General features: G+C 52.4%; 16 protein-coding genes. 3 read left to right on the forward strand and 13 right to left on the reverse strand.

The genetic code is table 11. The features are described 5' to 3' along the window. Positions 1-51: 51 nt before the first annotated feature. Positions 52-1,113, forward strand: coding sequence for a spore photoproduct lyase (gene splB / locus QMO62_RS09240; protein ID WP_284640526.1), 1,062 nt, complete (start codon positions 52-54; stop codon positions 1,111-1,113). Here the strand turns inward: splB and QMO62_RS09245 are convergent, their stop codons facing one another. The 11 genes from QMO62_RS09245 to QMO62_RS09295 form a co-directional block, all read right to left on the reverse strand. Further along, complete coding sequence (locus QMO62_RS09245) at positions 1,114-1,830, reverse strand: cytochrome c biogenesis CcdA family protein (RefSeq protein WP_284640528.1); 717 nt, start codon at positions 1,828-1,830, stop codon at positions 1,114-1,116. A 33-nt stretch (positions 1,831-1,863) separates the two neighbouring features. After that, positions 1,864-2,667, reverse strand: coding sequence for a metal ABC transporter permease (locus QMO62_RS09250; protein WP_284640530.1), 804 nt, complete (start codon positions 2,665-2,667; stop codon positions 1,864-1,866). A 17-nt stretch (positions 2,668-2,684) separates the two neighbouring features. After that, complete coding sequence (locus QMO62_RS09255; protein WP_284640531.1) at positions 2,685-3,503, reverse strand: metal ABC transporter ATP-binding protein; 819 nt, start codon at positions 3,501-3,503, stop codon at positions 2,685-2,687. Positions 3,504-3,542: 39 nt separating this feature from the next. Next, positions 3,543-4,517, reverse strand: coding sequence for a metal ABC transporter substrate-binding protein (locus tag QMO62_RS09260; RefSeq protein ID WP_284640533.1), 975 nt, complete (start codon positions 4,515-4,517; stop codon positions 3,543-3,545). 971 nt (positions 4,518-5,488) lie between these two features. Continuing rightward, complete coding sequence (locus QMO62_RS09265; protein ID WP_284640534.1) at positions 5,489-6,562, reverse strand: Gfo/Idh/MocA family protein; 1,074 nt, start codon at positions 6,560-6,562, stop codon at positions 5,489-5,491. Positions 6,563-6,614: 52 nt separating this feature from the next. Continuing rightward, complete coding sequence (gene metG / locus QMO62_RS09270; RefSeq protein WP_284640536.1) at positions 6,615-8,588, reverse strand: methionine--tRNA ligase; 1,974 nt, start codon at positions 8,586-8,588, stop codon at positions 6,615-6,617. 367 nt (positions 8,589-8,955) lie between these two features. Next, positions 8,956-9,165 (reverse strand): membrane protein insertion efficiency factor YidD, encoded by a 210-nt coding sequence (gene yidD, locus QMO62_RS09275; protein WP_284640538.1) that lies wholly within the window; start codon positions 9,163-9,165, stop codon positions 8,956-8,958. A gap of 63 nt (positions 9,166-9,228) precedes the next feature. After that, positions 9,229-10,656, reverse strand: a complete 1,428-nt coding sequence (locus QMO62_RS09280) for a sensor histidine kinase (protein WP_284640539.1) — start codon at positions 10,654-10,656, stop codon at positions 9,229-9,231. Continuing rightward, a complete protein-coding gene (locus QMO62_RS09285) occupies positions 10,656-11,357 on the reverse strand; it encodes a response regulator transcription factor (protein ID WP_284640540.1) in 702 nt (233 codons plus the stop codon). The genes QMO62_RS09280 and QMO62_RS09285 overlap by 1 nt, the downstream gene beginning before the upstream one ends. Before the next feature lie 143 nt (positions 11,358-11,500). Then, positions 11,501-11,911: a hypothetical protein gene (locus QMO62_RS09290; protein ID WP_284640543.1), complete on the reverse strand. Its 411-nt coding sequence runs from the start codon at positions 11,909-11,911 to the stop codon at positions 11,501-11,503. A 167-nt stretch (positions 11,912-12,078) separates the two neighbouring features. Then, complete coding sequence (locus tag QMO62_RS09295) at positions 12,079-12,327, reverse strand: hypothetical protein (protein WP_284640544.1); 249 nt, start codon at positions 12,325-12,327, stop codon at positions 12,079-12,081. 188 nt (positions 12,328-12,515) lie between these two features. Here QMO62_RS09295 and QMO62_RS09300 point away from each other — a divergent pair, with 188 nt between their 5' ends. Then, positions 12,516-13,673, forward strand: a complete 1,158-nt coding sequence (locus tag QMO62_RS09300; protein WP_284640546.1) for an acyltransferase — start codon at positions 12,516-12,518, stop codon at positions 13,671-13,673. Between the two features lie 27 nt (positions 13,674-13,700). On the opposite strand, the gene QMO62_RS09305 is transcribed toward QMO62_RS09300, so the two are convergent. Beyond that, positions 13,701-14,630, reverse strand: coding sequence for a proline dehydrogenase family protein (locus tag QMO62_RS09305; protein WP_284640548.1), 930 nt, complete (start codon positions 14,628-14,630; stop codon positions 13,701-13,703). 274 nt (positions 14,631-14,904) lie between these two features. On the opposite strand from QMO62_RS09305, the gene QMO62_RS09310 reads away from it, so the two are divergent. Continuing rightward, on the forward strand, positions 14,905-15,063 hold the full coding sequence (locus QMO62_RS09310; protein ID WP_284640550.1) for a hypothetical protein: 159 nt from the start codon (positions 14,905-14,907) through the stop codon (positions 15,061-15,063). 124 nt (positions 15,064-15,187) lie between these two features. On the opposite strand, the gene uxaC is transcribed toward QMO62_RS09310, so the two are convergent. Continuing rightward, entirely contained in the window at positions 15,188-16,600 is a 1,413-nt protein-coding gene (gene uxaC / locus QMO62_RS09315; protein ID WP_284640552.1) for a glucuronate isomerase, read from the reverse strand. Positions 16,601-16,604: the final 4 nt, after the last annotated feature.

Consider the following 16,604-nt stretch of genomic DNA (forward strand, 5'->3'; position numbering starts at 1 on the left):
AAGCTTGTCACAGAATAGAGACAATTCGTCAAACTGAAGGAGTGAGCTGTTGTGGCAACCGACCTGCTGGCGCCCCCCGTGCGGGGTACACAAGTTTTTATACCCGAGCTTGTTTATTTTGAACCGGACGCACTGAATTATCCGAAGGGGAAAAAAATTATGGAATGGGCCGAAAAAGAAGGACTCCCCATTCGTATGACTTCATCGCATAACCGGATTACGAACCTGCCGGGTGACAGTGATTTGGAAAAGTACCGCATTGCCAAACGAACCTTGGTCGTAGGCATTCGGAAAACGCTGAAATTTGACCAATCCAAACCGTCGGCCGAGTATGCCATCCCTGTTGCAACCGGGTGCATGGCGCATTGCCATTACTGCTATCTTCAAACGACCCTTGGAGCCAAGCCTTACATCCGGGTTTACGTTAACACGGATGATATTCTAAAGCAGGCGAAACAATATATTGAAGAGCGGGCACCGGAAATCACCCGCTTCGAAGCCGCTTGTACCTCCGACCCTGTGGGCCTGGAGCATATCTCCGGGTCATTGAAGGAATATATCGAATTCATGGGACAAGAGCCGCTGGGACGCCTTCGATTCGTTACCAAATTCGCTAACGTGGAGCCGCTGCTTGACGCAAAGCACAATGGCCACACCCGATTCCGCTTCAGTGTCAACGCGGATTACGTCATCAAAAATTTCGAGCCGGCGACCTCCAGCTTCCACGATCGCATCATCGCGGCTGGCAAGGTTGCCAGGGCCGGCTATCCACTGGGATTCATCATAGCTCCAATCATCTGGCATGAAGGCTGGGAGGACGGCTACGCCGAGCTGCTGGTCAAATTAAAAGAGGCCCTTCCAACGGAAGCGACCTCCAATTTAACGTTTGAATTGATCCAGCACCGCTTCACCAAAACGGCCAAAAACATCATCATGCAGCGTTATCCCAAAACGAAGCTGGAGATGGATGAAGCGAAGCGCAAATACAAGTGGGGCCGCTGGGGCCAAGGCAAATATGTGTACCAGGACGAGCAGGCGACGGCGCTGCGCGAATTTATCACGGAGCGTATATTCGAAGCCTTCCCTAACACGAATATCGACTATTTCACTTGATTAGAACTTCCACCAATCCGGGGTCAGCTCATACAGCCACACGGTGATTCGGGCCATCTGGTCGAAATAGAGCAGCACCGAGATGAGCAGCATGAGCCCCCCGCCGATTTTCATCAGCAAGGAGGAATACTTCAGAATCCACTTGGTCGAGCCGATGAAAAAGGCCAGTACGAAGAATGGAATCGCGAAGCCCAGCGAGTAAGCGGTAATCAGCGGAAGCCAGGCATCCGGGTTGGTTGCGGCAAGCGCGAGCATAGCCGACAAAATCGGGCCGATACATGGCGACCACCCGGCCGCGAAGCCGATTCCAATCAAGACGGAGCCGATGTAACCGGCCGGCTTGTATTTGAATTGCATTTTACGCTCGCGCATAAGCCATTGCGGTTGAAAAATGCCTAACAGGAACAGTCCCATTACCAAGATGAGAATGGCCGCCAGCTGTCTGAGCAGGTCGCGATATTCCTGAAACGTATTCGCAACAAGCCCCGCCCCGAACCCTAAGCTGTAAAAAATAATGCTGAACCCGAGAATAAAGCATAACGTATGCGTAACGGTTTTCAACCGAATTTCCTTCGCGTTCGCTGCCGTTTGATTCTTCAAGTCACCGACCGATACCCCGGTTATGTAGGATAAATAGGAAGGATATAAAGGCAAGCAGCAAGGAGAAATAAACGAGGCAAACCCGGCCCACAAGGCAATCCACACATTCAGTTCCACGGCCTATTCACCCTCCTGTGATGTACGATATGGTTAAAGCCTCAAGCCTCTTTTAATAAATAAAATCCCGATGAGCATGGCAATAAGCAGCAAAACAACGGTAGCGCCAGGAGCCAGATCCCACACCCCCGCAGCAATCAAGCCTCCGATGACGGCTATTTCCGAGAACAGAATGGCCCAGAAAACGGAATGCTTAAAGCTTCGTGCGATTAGCAGACTGCAGGCGACAGGGATCGTAAGCAGCGAGGAAACAAGCAATGCCCCCAATATCTTAATGGATACGCTTATGACGAGGGCAGTCAGCATCGTAATCATAATATTGTAGAAACGAATCGGAAGCCCGCTCACCTCCGCGGCATCCTCATCGAAAAACATCAGGAACAGCTCCTTGTAGTTCACGGCAATAACGGCGACAACAAGCGTGGTAACACCGGCAACCACCCATAAGTCCGTACTGTCCAGCGTATAAATGCTGCCGAAGAAGTAGCTCATGACGTTAATGTTAAAGCCCTTCCCTACTGTGAAAAGAAAGGTCGATAGCGCTACTCCGCCTGACATAATGATGGCTATGGACAGCTCCGCATAGGTTTTGTAAGCCTTGCGCAGCCTCTCAATGGCAAAGGACGCTAGCAAAGCGAAGATCAGGCCCACGCCGATCGGGTAAATGTTGAGCAAAAAACCAAGAGCCACTCCGGCTATCGAGACATGGGCAAGCGTATCCCCTATCATCGATAAGCGCCTTAGGACTAGAAATACCCCCATAAGCGGTGCTGTAAGTCCGATCAATGCCCCGCCCAGCAAGGCACGCTGAAAAAAATACTCTGTGAAAATATCCAACTCCGCTCTCTCCTATTCTATTCCACAGAGCTCGGGACCAGTCCGCTTGTTTCGGACGGCTTCGGCTCCAGCGAATCTCGCAGCTGATGCATGGAATGCGTCAAATTGGTCTCCCGGCAATTTTCGGGTTCATGCGTATGCTTCACATAGAAAGCCAGCTTGCCGCTTTTCTGAATGGGCTGCTCCCCAAGATAAGATTGTATCATATCCATATCATGGGACACCATCAGGAAGGTGATATGATGGTGCTGATGCATATGCCTGATCATCCGGAAAAAATCCGCCTGCGTCTCCGCATCGATCCCTACCGTGGGCTCGTCCAATATAAGCAGCTCCGGGTTATTGATAAGCGCCCTGGCCAAAAACACCCGCTGCTGCTGACCTCCGGAAAGCTGCCCGATTCGGCGATCAGCCAAGTCCTCAATCCGCATGGCATACAGTGCATCGTCACATCGCTGCAAATCCGCCTTCGAGACGCGACGAAACATGTTCCTTTTGCCGAATAAGCCCGAAGTGACAACCTCGCGAACCGTCGCCGGAAAAAGCGGGTTGAAGGCATTCTTCTGCGGCACATAGCCGATGCGATGCCAATCCTTGAACTGCTGCAGCGGAACGCCGAACAGGCGGATTTCGCCTCGGGCAGGCTTCAAAATGCCGACAATCATTTTGAGCAGGGTCGTCTTCCCCGCCCCGTTCGATCCGATCAAGCCTACAAAATCACGCTCCAGGATATTGAAATTAAGGTTTTCAATGACAGGCTTGTTTTCATAAGAAAAAAAGACGCCATCGATCGAAACGATCTGCTGATGACATCCGGAATGAGTATGAGAATTCATATGGTAAGCTCCTTACTCCGCATACGGAAGGTCTACCTTCTATTGTAATGCTTTTATTAAATTATTCAAATTGCTTTCCATAATCGACACATAATCCATACCTTGCTTCGCCTGCTCCTCCGTTAAGCCCTCAAGCGGACTAAGCACAAGCGTCTCTACCTTGGCATCCTTCGCCAGTGTCTTCGCCAGTTTATCCGAGACAAGCTCCTCGAAGAAAATGTACTTCACATCATTCTCTTTAATGAAGCTGAGAATTTCCTTCATATCTTTTGAAGTAGGTTCAGCATCCGGAGCGAGGCCCATGATCGCTTTCTGGGTCAAACCGTATTCCTTAGCCAAATAACCGAACGATTGATGTGTTACCACGATTTCTTTCTTGCTGGTCTTGCTCAGCTGCTGCTTGAACTTGTCATGCAGCTGGTCCAGCTTGCCGCTCAGCTGCTTGAAGTTGGCTTCGTAATCCGCTTGATGGGAAGGGTCCGCCTTTACCAAAGCATCCTTGATATTCTGCGCCAGAAGCTTCGCATTGACCGGGGACAGCCACACATGCGGGTCAAACTCCGCTTCATGTGCGTCTTCCTTATGATTGTGCCCATGGTCATCGGCATGGCCTTCCTCTTCAATCCCCGGTAACAGCGTCAGACCCTTGCTGGCCTCAACGACCTGCACCTTGGCATCCTTCTCAAGACTGCTTAGCGTGTCTCCTACCCAGCCTTCGAAACCCGCACCCAGATAGACGAACACTTCGGCATCCTTCAGCGTCTTAATGTCACGGCCCTTCGGCGTCCATTCATGCGGCTCCACACCGGCCGGTACCAGGTTCACGACATTGACATGCTGCCCGCCGATCTTCGATGCAAAATCGTATAACGGATAAAAGCTGGTTACGATATTGGTTTTCCCCTGTACCAAGGCAGGACGGGCTGCGCCGCAGGCGGATAAGAACATAGCAGCAATCATGATAACGAGTAAAGAAATCATCATATGTCGTTGACGTTTGTAATTCATTTTCATCCTCATTCACTTCCTCATCCATGTAAATCGTAATTTTTATTAACAAGCATGATTATACGTGCGCCTCCTTGGGTTGTCAACAGGGAAAAAGGATTGTCATCTGTCGGGATGATCTAACAAAAACCAGCTCGAGACTTCCATTACCAGTAATTGTATCCATCGGATCCCTTTGTATAACCCGGCGTTCTGGGCCTCTTAATCTATGAGCAGCACAATTCTGCAATAATACAACTTTTTTCCATGATTTGTTTTCAAGTGAGAGGATTTCTGCGAATAAAGTCAATTTCATAATTAGAAAGCCCTTGTGGAATAAGGTTTTTCGGCATACAAAAAAGGAGTACCTCCCCACATTCTCGAAGTTAAGGTTACCAAATGGCATGGGCAACACGAAGGCGCAAAAAAACGGGCCTTTGTCGATCTCGAACTAAATGTACAACTCGAAATTGGTTACCTGTGGCAGATAGATGGCGTTACAGAGCGTCTGGCGCTTAGCACGGCCCGGTAATGCTCCCTGTAACGTTATGAAATCACCTTACTGTACCCAAAATGTGTTCATCTGCCACCGTAAGATGAAAAAATCGCGTTACAATGCGTATGGCGCTTAACACTGCCCGGTAATGCTCCCTGTAACATTATGAAATCACCTTACTGTACTAAATATGTGTTCATTTGCCACCGTAAGATGAAAAAATCGCGTTACAGGCATCCGGCGCTAATATCGGGCCGGTAATGCTCCTTGTAACTCCATAGCCTTTTACTCTGTTTTCAGCCATCCCGCCTCTCAAAGATGCCTATTCTCACAAATCTCGTTCTGAACTTCGCTTGGGATGGTGGATTTCTGCACATTAGCAGCATTCCATCCCATATTGGATGCTAGATAGCCTTCTCGGCTTCCCGCGAAACCGTTACACAATTAAAAAAAAAGACCGGCTCCAGGCTTTAATCCACCTGAAACCAGTCTAGAAACTAAGCTATTCGACGCGAATCGCCTGCATTTGAGCTTTGATACAGAGCTCGGCAGCCTTGAAGGCATGCTCTTGAGTCATAGCATTCTCGGTGCGATTGATGCAATCGAGAATCAATTGCCCGAAGTAAGGGTAGCCTACCTGCCCCTTCAGGGAGAAATGCTTCTCGCCTTCCTGGTTTACCAGATACAGCTGATCCCCTTGCGGATCGCGGGCAATGTCGATGTACTTGCGGATCTCGATGTAGCCTTCGGTACCGAGAATAATGGTCCGGCCATCGCCCCAAGTGCCCAGACCGTCCGGCGTCAGCCAGTCTACGCGGAAGTAGAAGGTTGCGCCGTTATCCGCTACCAGCGTAGCGTCACCAAAGTCTTCGAGCTCCGGATAGTCCTTGTTGTTATAGTTCGCAATCCGGCTGCTGGCGACCTGCGCATCCTTCGCACCGGTGTAGAACAGAAACTGCTCGATCTGATGGCTTCCGATATCACAGAGGATGCCGCCATACTTTTCATGCTGGAAAAACCACTCCGGACGGGACGGCGCGTTCAGACGATGCGGACCCCAGCCCATAACTTGAACTACGCGGCCGATGGCGCCCTGCTGCACCAGCTGGCCGGCAAAGATTGCGCTCTCCACGTGCAAACGCTCGCTGTAGTAAACCATATACTTGCGACCGGTTTCCTTCACGGTTTGCTTCGCAGCTTCAAGCTGTTCCAGCGTTGTGAATGGCGTTTTGTCCGTGAAATAGTCCTTGCCCGCCTTCATCACACGAACGCCCAAGGCACCGCGCTCATTTGGTACTGCCGCTGCAGCCACGAGCTTGATGGCCGGATTGTTCAGGATTTCCTCCTCCGAAGCAGCCGGCTTCGCTTGAGGGAACTTCTTAATGAACGCTTCGACCTTGGCAGGATCGCGGTCATACACGGCAACCAGATCCGCACCGGCTTCGATTAAGCCGTTCGTCATTCCATAAATGTGACCGTGGTCCAGCGCGACTGCCGCGAAGGCGAACTCACCCGGCTTTACTACCGGATTCGGCTTCCCCTGCGGTGCATAATTCATTCCGTCTTTCGTTTGCATGAATGATGGCCTCCCCAAATTGGTAAAATCGCATTGTTAACGTGAACAATACTTATTTTACCACAGATCCGTTAGGAATTTCATCAGAAACTGTAGCTAAAGTTAATTGATCTCCTTGCGAAGCGGCCAGGATCATTCCCTGCGACAGCTCCCCGCGAAGCGTTACCGGTTTCAGGTTGGTCACACAGATGACCTTGCGGCCGATCATTTGCTCCGGGGTGTAAAACTTGGCGATTCCGGATACGACCTGACGCTGCTCGAAGCCAAGGTCCAGCTGCAGCTTCAAGAGCTTATCGGCCTTCTTCACAGGCTCAGCCGCAATGACCTGCGCTACGCGAAGCTCGACCTTGAAGAAATCATCGATGGAGATTTCCGGAGCTTGCTCGGGTGGAGCCTCAACAGGCTTTGCAGCCTCCGCCTTCGGCTCGTCTGCCGCCGGTACAGCACCGCCGCTCATCGATTCGGCAATGTAGGCGACCTCCTTCTCCACCTCAAGGCGAGGGAACATGACTTCGCCCTTCTCCACGCGCGTGCCGCTTGGGAGCGTACCGAAGCTGTGGATGGTATCCCACGCCGTCAAGGAGCTGTCGACGATGCCAAGCTGCTGCCACATCTTCTGCGGCGTTCGGGTCAGGAACGGCTGCAGCATGACGGAGGCAATCCGCAAACACTCGGCAAGGCAATAAAGCACGGAGCCGAGCACCGGCCGCTTCGTCTCATCCTTCACGAGCGACCAAGGCTGCGTCTCGTCGATATATTTGTTCGTCCTGCTGATCAGCTGCCATATGGACGTCAACGCTACGGAGAATTCCAGCTTCTCCATCGCTTCCTCCACCTTAGCCGTAGAAGTACGGACCGTTTCCAGCAGCGCCACATCAAACTCCGTTGCGCCCTCGATATAGGATGGGATGACCCCGTTAAAATATTTATCGATCATCACTACGGTACGGCTCAGCAGATTGCCGAGGTCGTTCGCGAGGTCGAAGTTAATCCGCTCTACGAAGCTTTCAGGTGTGAACGTACCGTCCGAGCCGAACGGGATTTCCCGAAGCAAATAGTACCGAAGCGCATCCAGGCCGTAGCGGTCAATCAGCGTCACCGGATCCACGACATTGCCCTTGGACTTCGACATCTTGCCGTCCTTCATCAGCAGCCAGCCGTGGCTGAATACCTTCTTCGGCAGCGGCTCGCCGAGCGCCATCAGCATACAAGGCCAAATAATCGTGTGGAAACGGACGATTTCCTTGCTCATCAAATGAATATCCGCCGGCCAAAATTGCTCATACAGGCTCTGATCCTCGCTGCCGTAGCCCAGAGCTGTAATGTAGTTCGAAAGCGCGTCGATCCACACATAGATGACATGCTTCGGATTGCCCGGCACCTTGATGCCCCATTCGAACGTCGTACGGGATACGGCCAAATCCTCCAGCCCGGGCTTGATGAAGTTGTTGATCATTTCGTTGCGGCGCGATTCCGGTTGAATGAAATCGGGATTCTCCTCATAATACTGGATAAGACGGTCCGCATACTTCTGCAAACGGAAGAAATAGCTTTCCTCCTTCACCAGCTCCACAGGGCGTCCGCAGTCTGGACAGTTGCCGTTGTCGAGCTTGTTCTCGAGGAAGAACGATTCACAAGGCGTACAGTACCAGCCTTCGTATTGCCCAAGGTAGATGTCCCCCGACTCCAGCAATCTGGAGAAAATCTTCTCAACCGCCTGCTTGTGCCGCGGCTCCGTCGTACGGATGAAATCATCGTATGAAATATCCAGCTTGCTCCACAGCTCCTTGATGCCCGCCACGATGTTGTCGACGAACTGCTGCGGTGTCGTGCCCGCTTCCTTCGCTTTACGCTCGATCTTCTGGCCGTGCTCATCCGTTCCGGTCAAGTAGCGGACGTTATAGCCGCGAAGCCGCTTGTAACGCGCCATTGCATCCCCGGCTACCGTCGAGTAGGCATGCCCGATATGAAGCTTATCGCTCGGGTAGTAAATCGGCGTCGTGATGTAGAAATTGTTCTGTGTCATAGTAAACCCATCTCCTTCAAATGAAAATACAAAAAAGCCCTCGTCCGCTTGGGACGAGAGCTTGTGCTCACGTGGTACCACCCAACTTCCCCTGTTGTAAAAATGCTCCTCTACAGGGCTCAGCCGTCACATAGACGCTCCATTAACGCTGGATTCACGATGAAGGCTTACGAGCATTCGTGCCTGCCTCCGAAACACAGCAGCACCATGCCAACGCTCACCCTCATATCCTCCCGGACCATCTTCCTGAGGCTTCCGCCAACCGGTTCTCAGCATTTCCGGCTCTCTGTTGTGGCTTCCTCCACAGTACTTATCCGTTCATGGGATGTTATGCACAAATATATCGAAACTCCCTGCCCCTGTCAAGTTATGGCACGTAGTCGATCCCGCCCGGATGAAACGGATGGCACTTGCAAATTCGCTTGACAGCAAGCCAGGAGCCCTTAGCCGCACCATGCTTATCCAGAGCCTCCAGCGCATACGCGGAGCAGGTGGGATAAAACCGGCAGGTCGGCGGTTTGATCGGTGAGATGAATTTGCGGTAAAACAAAACGCCGGAGCGCAGCATCCGCTTCATAACGAACACCTTCTTCTTACTTAGTGAGCTTATGCTCATCATGAAGCAAAGGTGTGCCTATTGTCAATTCGCGCGCGGAAGCGCCAGCTCGAAGACCGTCCCTTTTCCAAGCTCGCTGTGCACCCCAATGCTCCCTTGATGCAGCTCGACCAGCTCTCTCACTATGGCCAGCCCCAAGCCCGTGCCGCTGTTTTTCCTCGATCTCCCCCGGTCCACCTTGAAAAATCGCTCCCAGATCCTCTCCTGATCCTCCGGGGAAATCCCCGTTCCGGTATCTACGATTCGCAGCAGCACCCGATCCCCGCTTCGCATGGCCTCCAATCGAATCGTCCCCGCCTCCGTAAACTTAACCGCATTCTTCAGCAGGTTGTTGACAATCTGCTCAAGCCGATCCGGATCCGCTTGGACCTTGAGTGCCGGCTCCTGCAGCTCATAACCTATCGAAGTTCCTCTTTCCGCGGCCTCCGTGGAGAACTTGAACGCGGCCCGCGCCAGCAGCGGCTCTACCTCCACCGCCTTCAGGTTTAGCGTAATCTCTTTATTCTCCAAGCGGACCAAATCCAAAATATCATCAACGAGCCGCGTCATATGCAGCGTTTCCTTGTACATGATATCGTAGTATTTCGGCCTAGCCTCTTCATCAATGAGCCCATCCTGCAGCGCTTCCAGAAAGCCCTGAACCGCAGTGAGCGGGGTTCCCAGCTCATGGGATACATTGGCCAGAAAATCCTGCCGGATCTGCTCCAGCTTGCGCTTATCGATATCCATGCGCTCCAGCTTCTCCATCATATGGTTGATCGTAGCGGCCAAATCGCCGATCTCGTCCTTGGCGTCAATTCGGATACGCTCCGTATAATCCCCCATGCCGATCTTGGCGGCGGTGCGGTCAATCAGCTGCAGCGGTCTGGAGATGGACCACGAGAGGTAAGAGGCGATCCCTGCCGATATCAGTACCCCGATCAACGTGATCCAGAGGATCGTCTCCCGCAAGCCGGCGATCGTGTCGCTCATCCCCTTGACCGGGGCATGCAGCACAATGCCGCCATAGATTTGGTCCCCCTTCCCCCAAGGAACAACAACCGACAGCATCGGCTCCTTCAGGCCGGCAAACTCCAGATTGAGCACCGCGTCCTCACCAAGGCTAATTTTCTTCACGACGGACTCGTCCACCGATTTGCCGATATATACCTCTTCCTTCGAGGAGGTAGCGAGGATGCGGCCATTCCGGTCAAACATCCAAATGCGCGTATCATAGGATTGATCGAAGAAAGCCAGCAAGTCCTTTACTTGCTCCTCCGGCAGCATCGCATCCTGCATGGCTAGATTGACCCGCTTAGCCTGTCTTAGCAGCTCCTGCTGCCTTGCATCGAAAATGTAATCCTTGGCGAGCCAGGACAGCAGCAGCCCTACGGCGAAAAGTCCAAGCAGGACGGTCAGCATATAACTGAACAGGAGCTTGCGGAATATGCTTTTATGTATAAATCCGAACATTATCGCTGCACCTCAAGCTTATAGCCTACGCCCCATACGGTAACGATCCCCTCGGGATTCCAGCCGCCAAGCTTCTCCCGAAGCTTCTTCACGTGCACATCCACCGTGCGGATATCCCCTAGAAAATCATACCCCCACACATGCTCCAGTAGCTGCTCCCGGGTGTAGACGCTGCCGGGCGATTTGATGAGATGCGCCAGCAGATCAAACTCCTTCGGCCGCAGCGTAACCCGCTCCTCCCCGCGTATCAGCACCTCCCTGCGGTCCAGACAGACACGCAAGCCTTCATATTCGTAGCTCGGGGCCGTTTCCTGCTCCCCAGCAGTCCTTCTCGGCTGCATCCGCCGGAAGATCGCCTTGATCCTGGCTACCAGCTCCCTCGGGCTGAACGGCTTCGTCACGTAATCATCGGCTCCCAGCTCAAGCCCCAGCACTCGATCGAACTCATCGCGTTTCGCCGTCAGCATAATAATCGGGATGTCCCAACGCTTCATTATTTCTCTAGCCGTTTCATAGCCGTCGAGCTTCGGCATCATGACGTCAAGTATGATCATATCCGGCGCCTCCCGCTCGATCAGCGCGATAGCTTCTTCCCCGTCGCCCGCTTCAATCAAACCGATTTGCTGCTTTTCAAAGTAAAGCCTTATGATCTCACGCACATGCGGATCATCATCGGCAACCAATACCTTCCAAAGCTTCATTCTTAATTTTCCTCCTTCCGGTCCTTCAGAATGAGTAACTATATATATTCTCCTCACGGCTCCATTTTCCGGGGGCATGACGAAGAGGCGAAAGCCTCGCTTACATAGAGTAAGGGACCTTCGCCTCATTTTTTCAATTGAAGTTAATTCGCTTTCGAGGGCTCCTTCATGCTGCCGGTCGCACCGGAGGAGGTGCTTGGGGAAGTAGTGCTCGAGCCTGCTCCGGCATCTGTGCCTGCAGACGGTTTATCGGTTGTAGTCGATTTGCTGTCTGAGCCGCTCGTGCTTGGAGTCGTCGTCTTCGAGTCCGTAGACTTCGGCGTAGTGGTTGCCGGCGTCGAGGAAGACGGCGAGGATGCGCCGGAACCGGTAGCTGGGCTAGAGGATGAAGAGGACCCGGTATCCGAGCTTTTCGGTGCCGGCGCCGTTGTCGGTACGCTTGACTTCTCCTGCGTATTCGTTCCTGCCGGCGCCTCGCTCGTGTTGCCGGAGCACCCCGTCATAATGCCGAATGCCGCTACCGCTCCTAGAATGACCATAAGACCTTTTTTCATATGTATCCGCTCCTTTCTATCCTGGAAACCTGTCTTTGTCTCACCTGAGCGATCCAAGCTGCCCGGTGTAGGTATTACTTTAAACTACAAACATGACCGGAATATAAGGAAAATAAGGACCGTCTTTTAAAAAAGTATGAAAAAAAATAGAAGCCCTTCAGCGGGCTTCAGCGGGGCTCCCATTCGCTCCACATATCCTTAATGACCTGCAGCTTGCCCACCTCATACATTCCGATGACCTCCGTATGCATCATATCGGTCCAGCCGGAGGAGATCGTGCCGTCCTTCAGCTTCGCCACATAGGTGATGGACTCGATGGAGTCGTCCTCCTCGATTACACCCAGTACATGCTCCATTAAATACTTCGGCGTGACCTTGCCTTCCTTGCGGGACTTATATTCCTTAAGCTGATCCATCGGTTGCCTCCCCTCCTTTCCCCTCCTTGGCTTCATTTAGCTTCCGCCGCGAACCGGACTCTTATCCATAAGTCATGGAATGCGCTTCACCTCCTTTACAAACGGTTAATATTAGGGAGTGAAAAAAATACTGAAAGCGAATATAATGATCTTTATGCTATTGGATAAGGATGGATTGGGGAAGAACTATGAACAAACAGCGCTTGACCGAAATCGAATATTTGCGTGCCTTTGCCTTTTTGGCCGTCGTCCTGCAGCACACCATCGGCCATTACGCGTATATCCAGGGAACCTCGCTGGCCGACGGTGTTATGCTCGGCTTCCTGCTGCTGGCCGCCAAATTTGCCGTGCCGATGTTTATCTTCATTACAGGACTTGTCCTGTTCTATAATGACAAAGGGAAGGTACCGTACGGAACGTTCCTGCGCAAGCGCAGCAAGGACATCCTGCTCCCTTATCTGCTTTGGAGTATTCTCTACTCTATCATTGACAATCGGTCAGCCTTAACGGACTGGACATTCTTGCGGGAGCTTGGGCTGGATCTGGTGACGGGCAAGGCCAGCTATCATCTATGGTACATTGTCATGATCTTTCAATTTTACTTGGCGTATCCGTTTTTACGTTCGGGTATTTTATGGGCACATAAGAAGCTGCAGAACCGCTATGCCTTGTATATGGTGTTGATAGCGACAGGCGTGTTCTATGCTTGGCTGACGACGCAGCAATCCGCCTTCGAAGCAGCTGCGGCCGCACTAGCGATTCCGGTGATCACGCCTTTGTTCACCGAGTACATCGATCGGAATGCCCTTTTCTTTTTCTTTTACTTCGTACTCGGCGCGTTTACCGGGCTGTATGTACAACACGTGCTTCAGGCCGTGTATCGCTGGAGAGCTGCGATCTGGACTTTCTTCGGCATCGCCGTGACGGTTATGGGCTTTCGTATCATTAACCATTTTACATGGGGCCCAGAGCTGACCATCCATTATAACGATACGTTTCTCGTCAACCCGCCGATGGCTCTCTTTCTGACCCTTTCCCTGCCCGCCATGCTGGCGGCAGCGGTCGAATTTGGAAGGAGCGCTCCTATGAGGTGGAGAAGAGCCCTGTCCTTCATCGGAGCATACTCCTACACGGCATACTTAGCGCATGCATTGCTTCTAGTGGCCGCCACCGAGCTGACCGATCTTTTGCTGCCGCGAGCCGTTCCTACCCTGCTGACACTCGTTGCGTTTGCCTTGTGCAGCGGTATCTCGGTAGGCGCAGCCGTTCTCCTTCGCAAAGCGTCACTCCGATTAAGTAAGCGCGCGCCCGGCACTGCCGCCAAGCCGAAGCAAATCACCGGCTGACCGTCTTTCACGGACGGCCGGTTTTTTTTATTTACGGAACATGCTCTTGATCACAAACCACAGGTTCGCCGGCCGCTCGGCAATTCTTCTGGTGAAATACGGATACCACTGCTTCCCGAAGGGGGTATAAATCCGTACGCGGTACCCTTCCTTCACCAGCCTGCGCTGCAGCTTGCCCGCCACCCCATAAAGCATCTGAAACTCAAAACGGTCTCTTGTAATTTTCCGCTCATCGACAAATCGCTTTACTTTGCGAATCAGCTTCTCGTCATGCGTCGCTACGGCCGTATAACAACCGTTCTCCATATGACGCTCGACCAATTTCATATAATTCGCGTCCACGTCCTTCTTGCTCTGAAACGCCACATCGGCCGATTCCTTGTAGGCTCCCTTGACGATCCTTACATTCACCTGTTGTGCCCCGAGCTTCCGCAGATCCTGCTCCGAACGGTAAAGATAGGACTGTATTACGATCCCGATATGCTCCTTCCCGTATTTGTGAAGCAGGATCTGGAAAATATCGAGCGTTTCGCCCGTTACGAAGGAGTCCTCCATATCAATCCTTACGAATTGACCCAGCTCCTTCGCCTTCGCGGTGATCCGATGCATATTTTGCAGACAAAAGTACGGGTCGATCTGCAGTCCCAGCTGGGTCAGCTTTACCGAGACGTTCGCCTGCAGGCCATACTTCCGTATTGTTTTCATGGTCAGGACAACCATATCCGCCGCCTGGCGAGCCAGAGCTTTATTTGCAACGCTTTCCCCTAGAAAATCGAGCGTCACCATCAAGCCCTCGCCGTTGAGGCTCTGAACCCGCTGGACCGTATCCTCAAGCGATTCCGCCGCCACAAACCGGCTTACGCCAACCCGCATGCCGTAGATCTCGAATATGCTGCGAACCCGCCTGTTCCCCGCTACAGCAAAGATGGCCTTGCGCAGCAATGCTTCAAGGCTCACTCGGAACACCCCCTTATCCAAGCGGCTTCACCTACGTGTGGCTTTCCGCATTTCTCCGGCCGTTCTGTCCTCACACGTATCACACTCCTTTATGCGCCTACGGGACATTCGCCCACAGTATATGCCGCCCGGCTCCGGTATGTTCGGATCATACGATTTGATTGGCCAATCCATTGAGGTCGTTACGACAGTATTCCGCAAATATAGAGCCCAACACGGCGACGTAATTTGACATTGATTTTCTTTGTGGAGCATTATAATAGAATGGTTAAATTTGATCACCACGAATAAGGAGACTCAGTACTATCGCTATGAAGACTCTAGAACCATCATCCATGCCGAAAGGCTTCAGATGAATTACGAGCTGGCCCGCACCAAGCTGGAGCAGATGCGAAAGCTGAAGCAGGAGCTGCGGTCGCTGCGAAATTTGTAATCAAGCAGTATATGCGGAGCCGTTCCATATGAAAAGCCCGTTCACTCGACACTCGAAGAACGGGCTTTTTTTGTTCAGAAAAAATCCCGGGTCCGCTTCTAGGAAGTGAGCCCGGGATACGTTTTTATGCGAATTGGAAGTACTCGTTTGCGTTGTTATAACAAATGTTCTCTACGATGCTGCCAAGAAGCTCAATGTCGTCAGGCGCTTCGCCCTTCTCGACCCATTCGCCGATCAGGTTGCAAAGGATTCGACGGAAGTATTCATGTCTTGTGTAAGACAGGAAGCTCCGGGAATCCGTCAGCATGCCGACGAAACGGCTCAGCAGACCGGCATTGGCCAAATTCTCCATTTGGTCGATCATGCCGTCCTTCGTATCGTTGAACCACCATGCCGATCCGAATTGGATCTTGCCCGGTGTGCCGCCGCCCTGGAAGCTGCCGATGATCGTCGCCAGCACGAAGTTGTCCTTCGGATTGAGCGAGTAAAGAATCGTCTTCGCAATGGCATTGTCCTTATCCAGCGCATCCAGCAAACGAACAAGCGGCTGTGCGATATCGCTGTCGTTGATGGAATCGAAGCCGGTATCCGGACCGAGCTTGCCGAACATCCGCGTGTTGTTGTTGCGGTGTGCGTTAATGTGGAACTGCATCGCCCAGTCAAGCTCGGCATACAGCTTGCCAAGGAATACGAGCGTGTGGGTCTTGTACTTCTGCTCTTCCTCGAACGAAACCGGTTGCCCCTGCAGCGCTTTGGCGAAAATCGCCGCCGCTTCTTCTTTCGTAGTCTCTGCGTAAGGAACATAGTCAAGCGCATGGTCGGATACGCGGCCGCCTACAGAGTGGAAGAAGCGTACGCGGGATTCCAGGGCCGTCAGCAGCTGATCGTAGCTGCCGATCTGCTGGCCGGATACCTCCGCAAGCTTGCCAACCCACTGAACGAAGCCGGCGCGGTTGATCTCCAGACCTTTGTCCGGACGGAACGAAGGAAGCACCTTGCAGTCGAAGCCAGGAATGTCCTTGATCTTGATATGGTATTCCAGCGAATCCGTCGGATCGTCCGTTGTGCAGACGACCTTCACGCCGGATTTGGTGATGAAGTCACGGGCGCCGAAGCCAGGACCGGTCAGCTGTGCATTCGCTTTTTCCCAGATCGCCGGCGCGTTCTTCTCGTTCAGCAGCTCATAGATTCCGAAGTAACGCTGGAGCTCCAGATGAGACCAGTGATAGAGCGGATTGCCGATCGTCATCGGAACGGTTTTCGCCCACGCAAGGAAACGGTCGTAGTCGCTTACGCCCTCACCGCCGGTTACCAGCTTCTCCTCGCAGCCGTTCGCTCTCATCGCTCTCCACTTGTAGTGGTCGCCATACAGCCAAACCTCGGTAATGTTCTTATACGTTTTGTTCTCGTAAATTTCCTGCGGGCTTAAATGGCAGTGATAGTCAATGATCGGCATCGCTTTAGCAAACTCATGATAAAGCTTAACGGCCGTATCGTTATATAACAAGAAATTATCGTCCAGGAACGCTCTAGCCAAGGAA

This window comes from Paenibacillus silviterrae, from assembly GCF_030167925.1.
In the GTDB taxonomy this organism is placed as follows: domain Bacteria; phylum Bacillota; class Bacilli; order Paenibacillales; family NBRC-103111; genus Paenibacillus_G; species Paenibacillus_G silviterrae.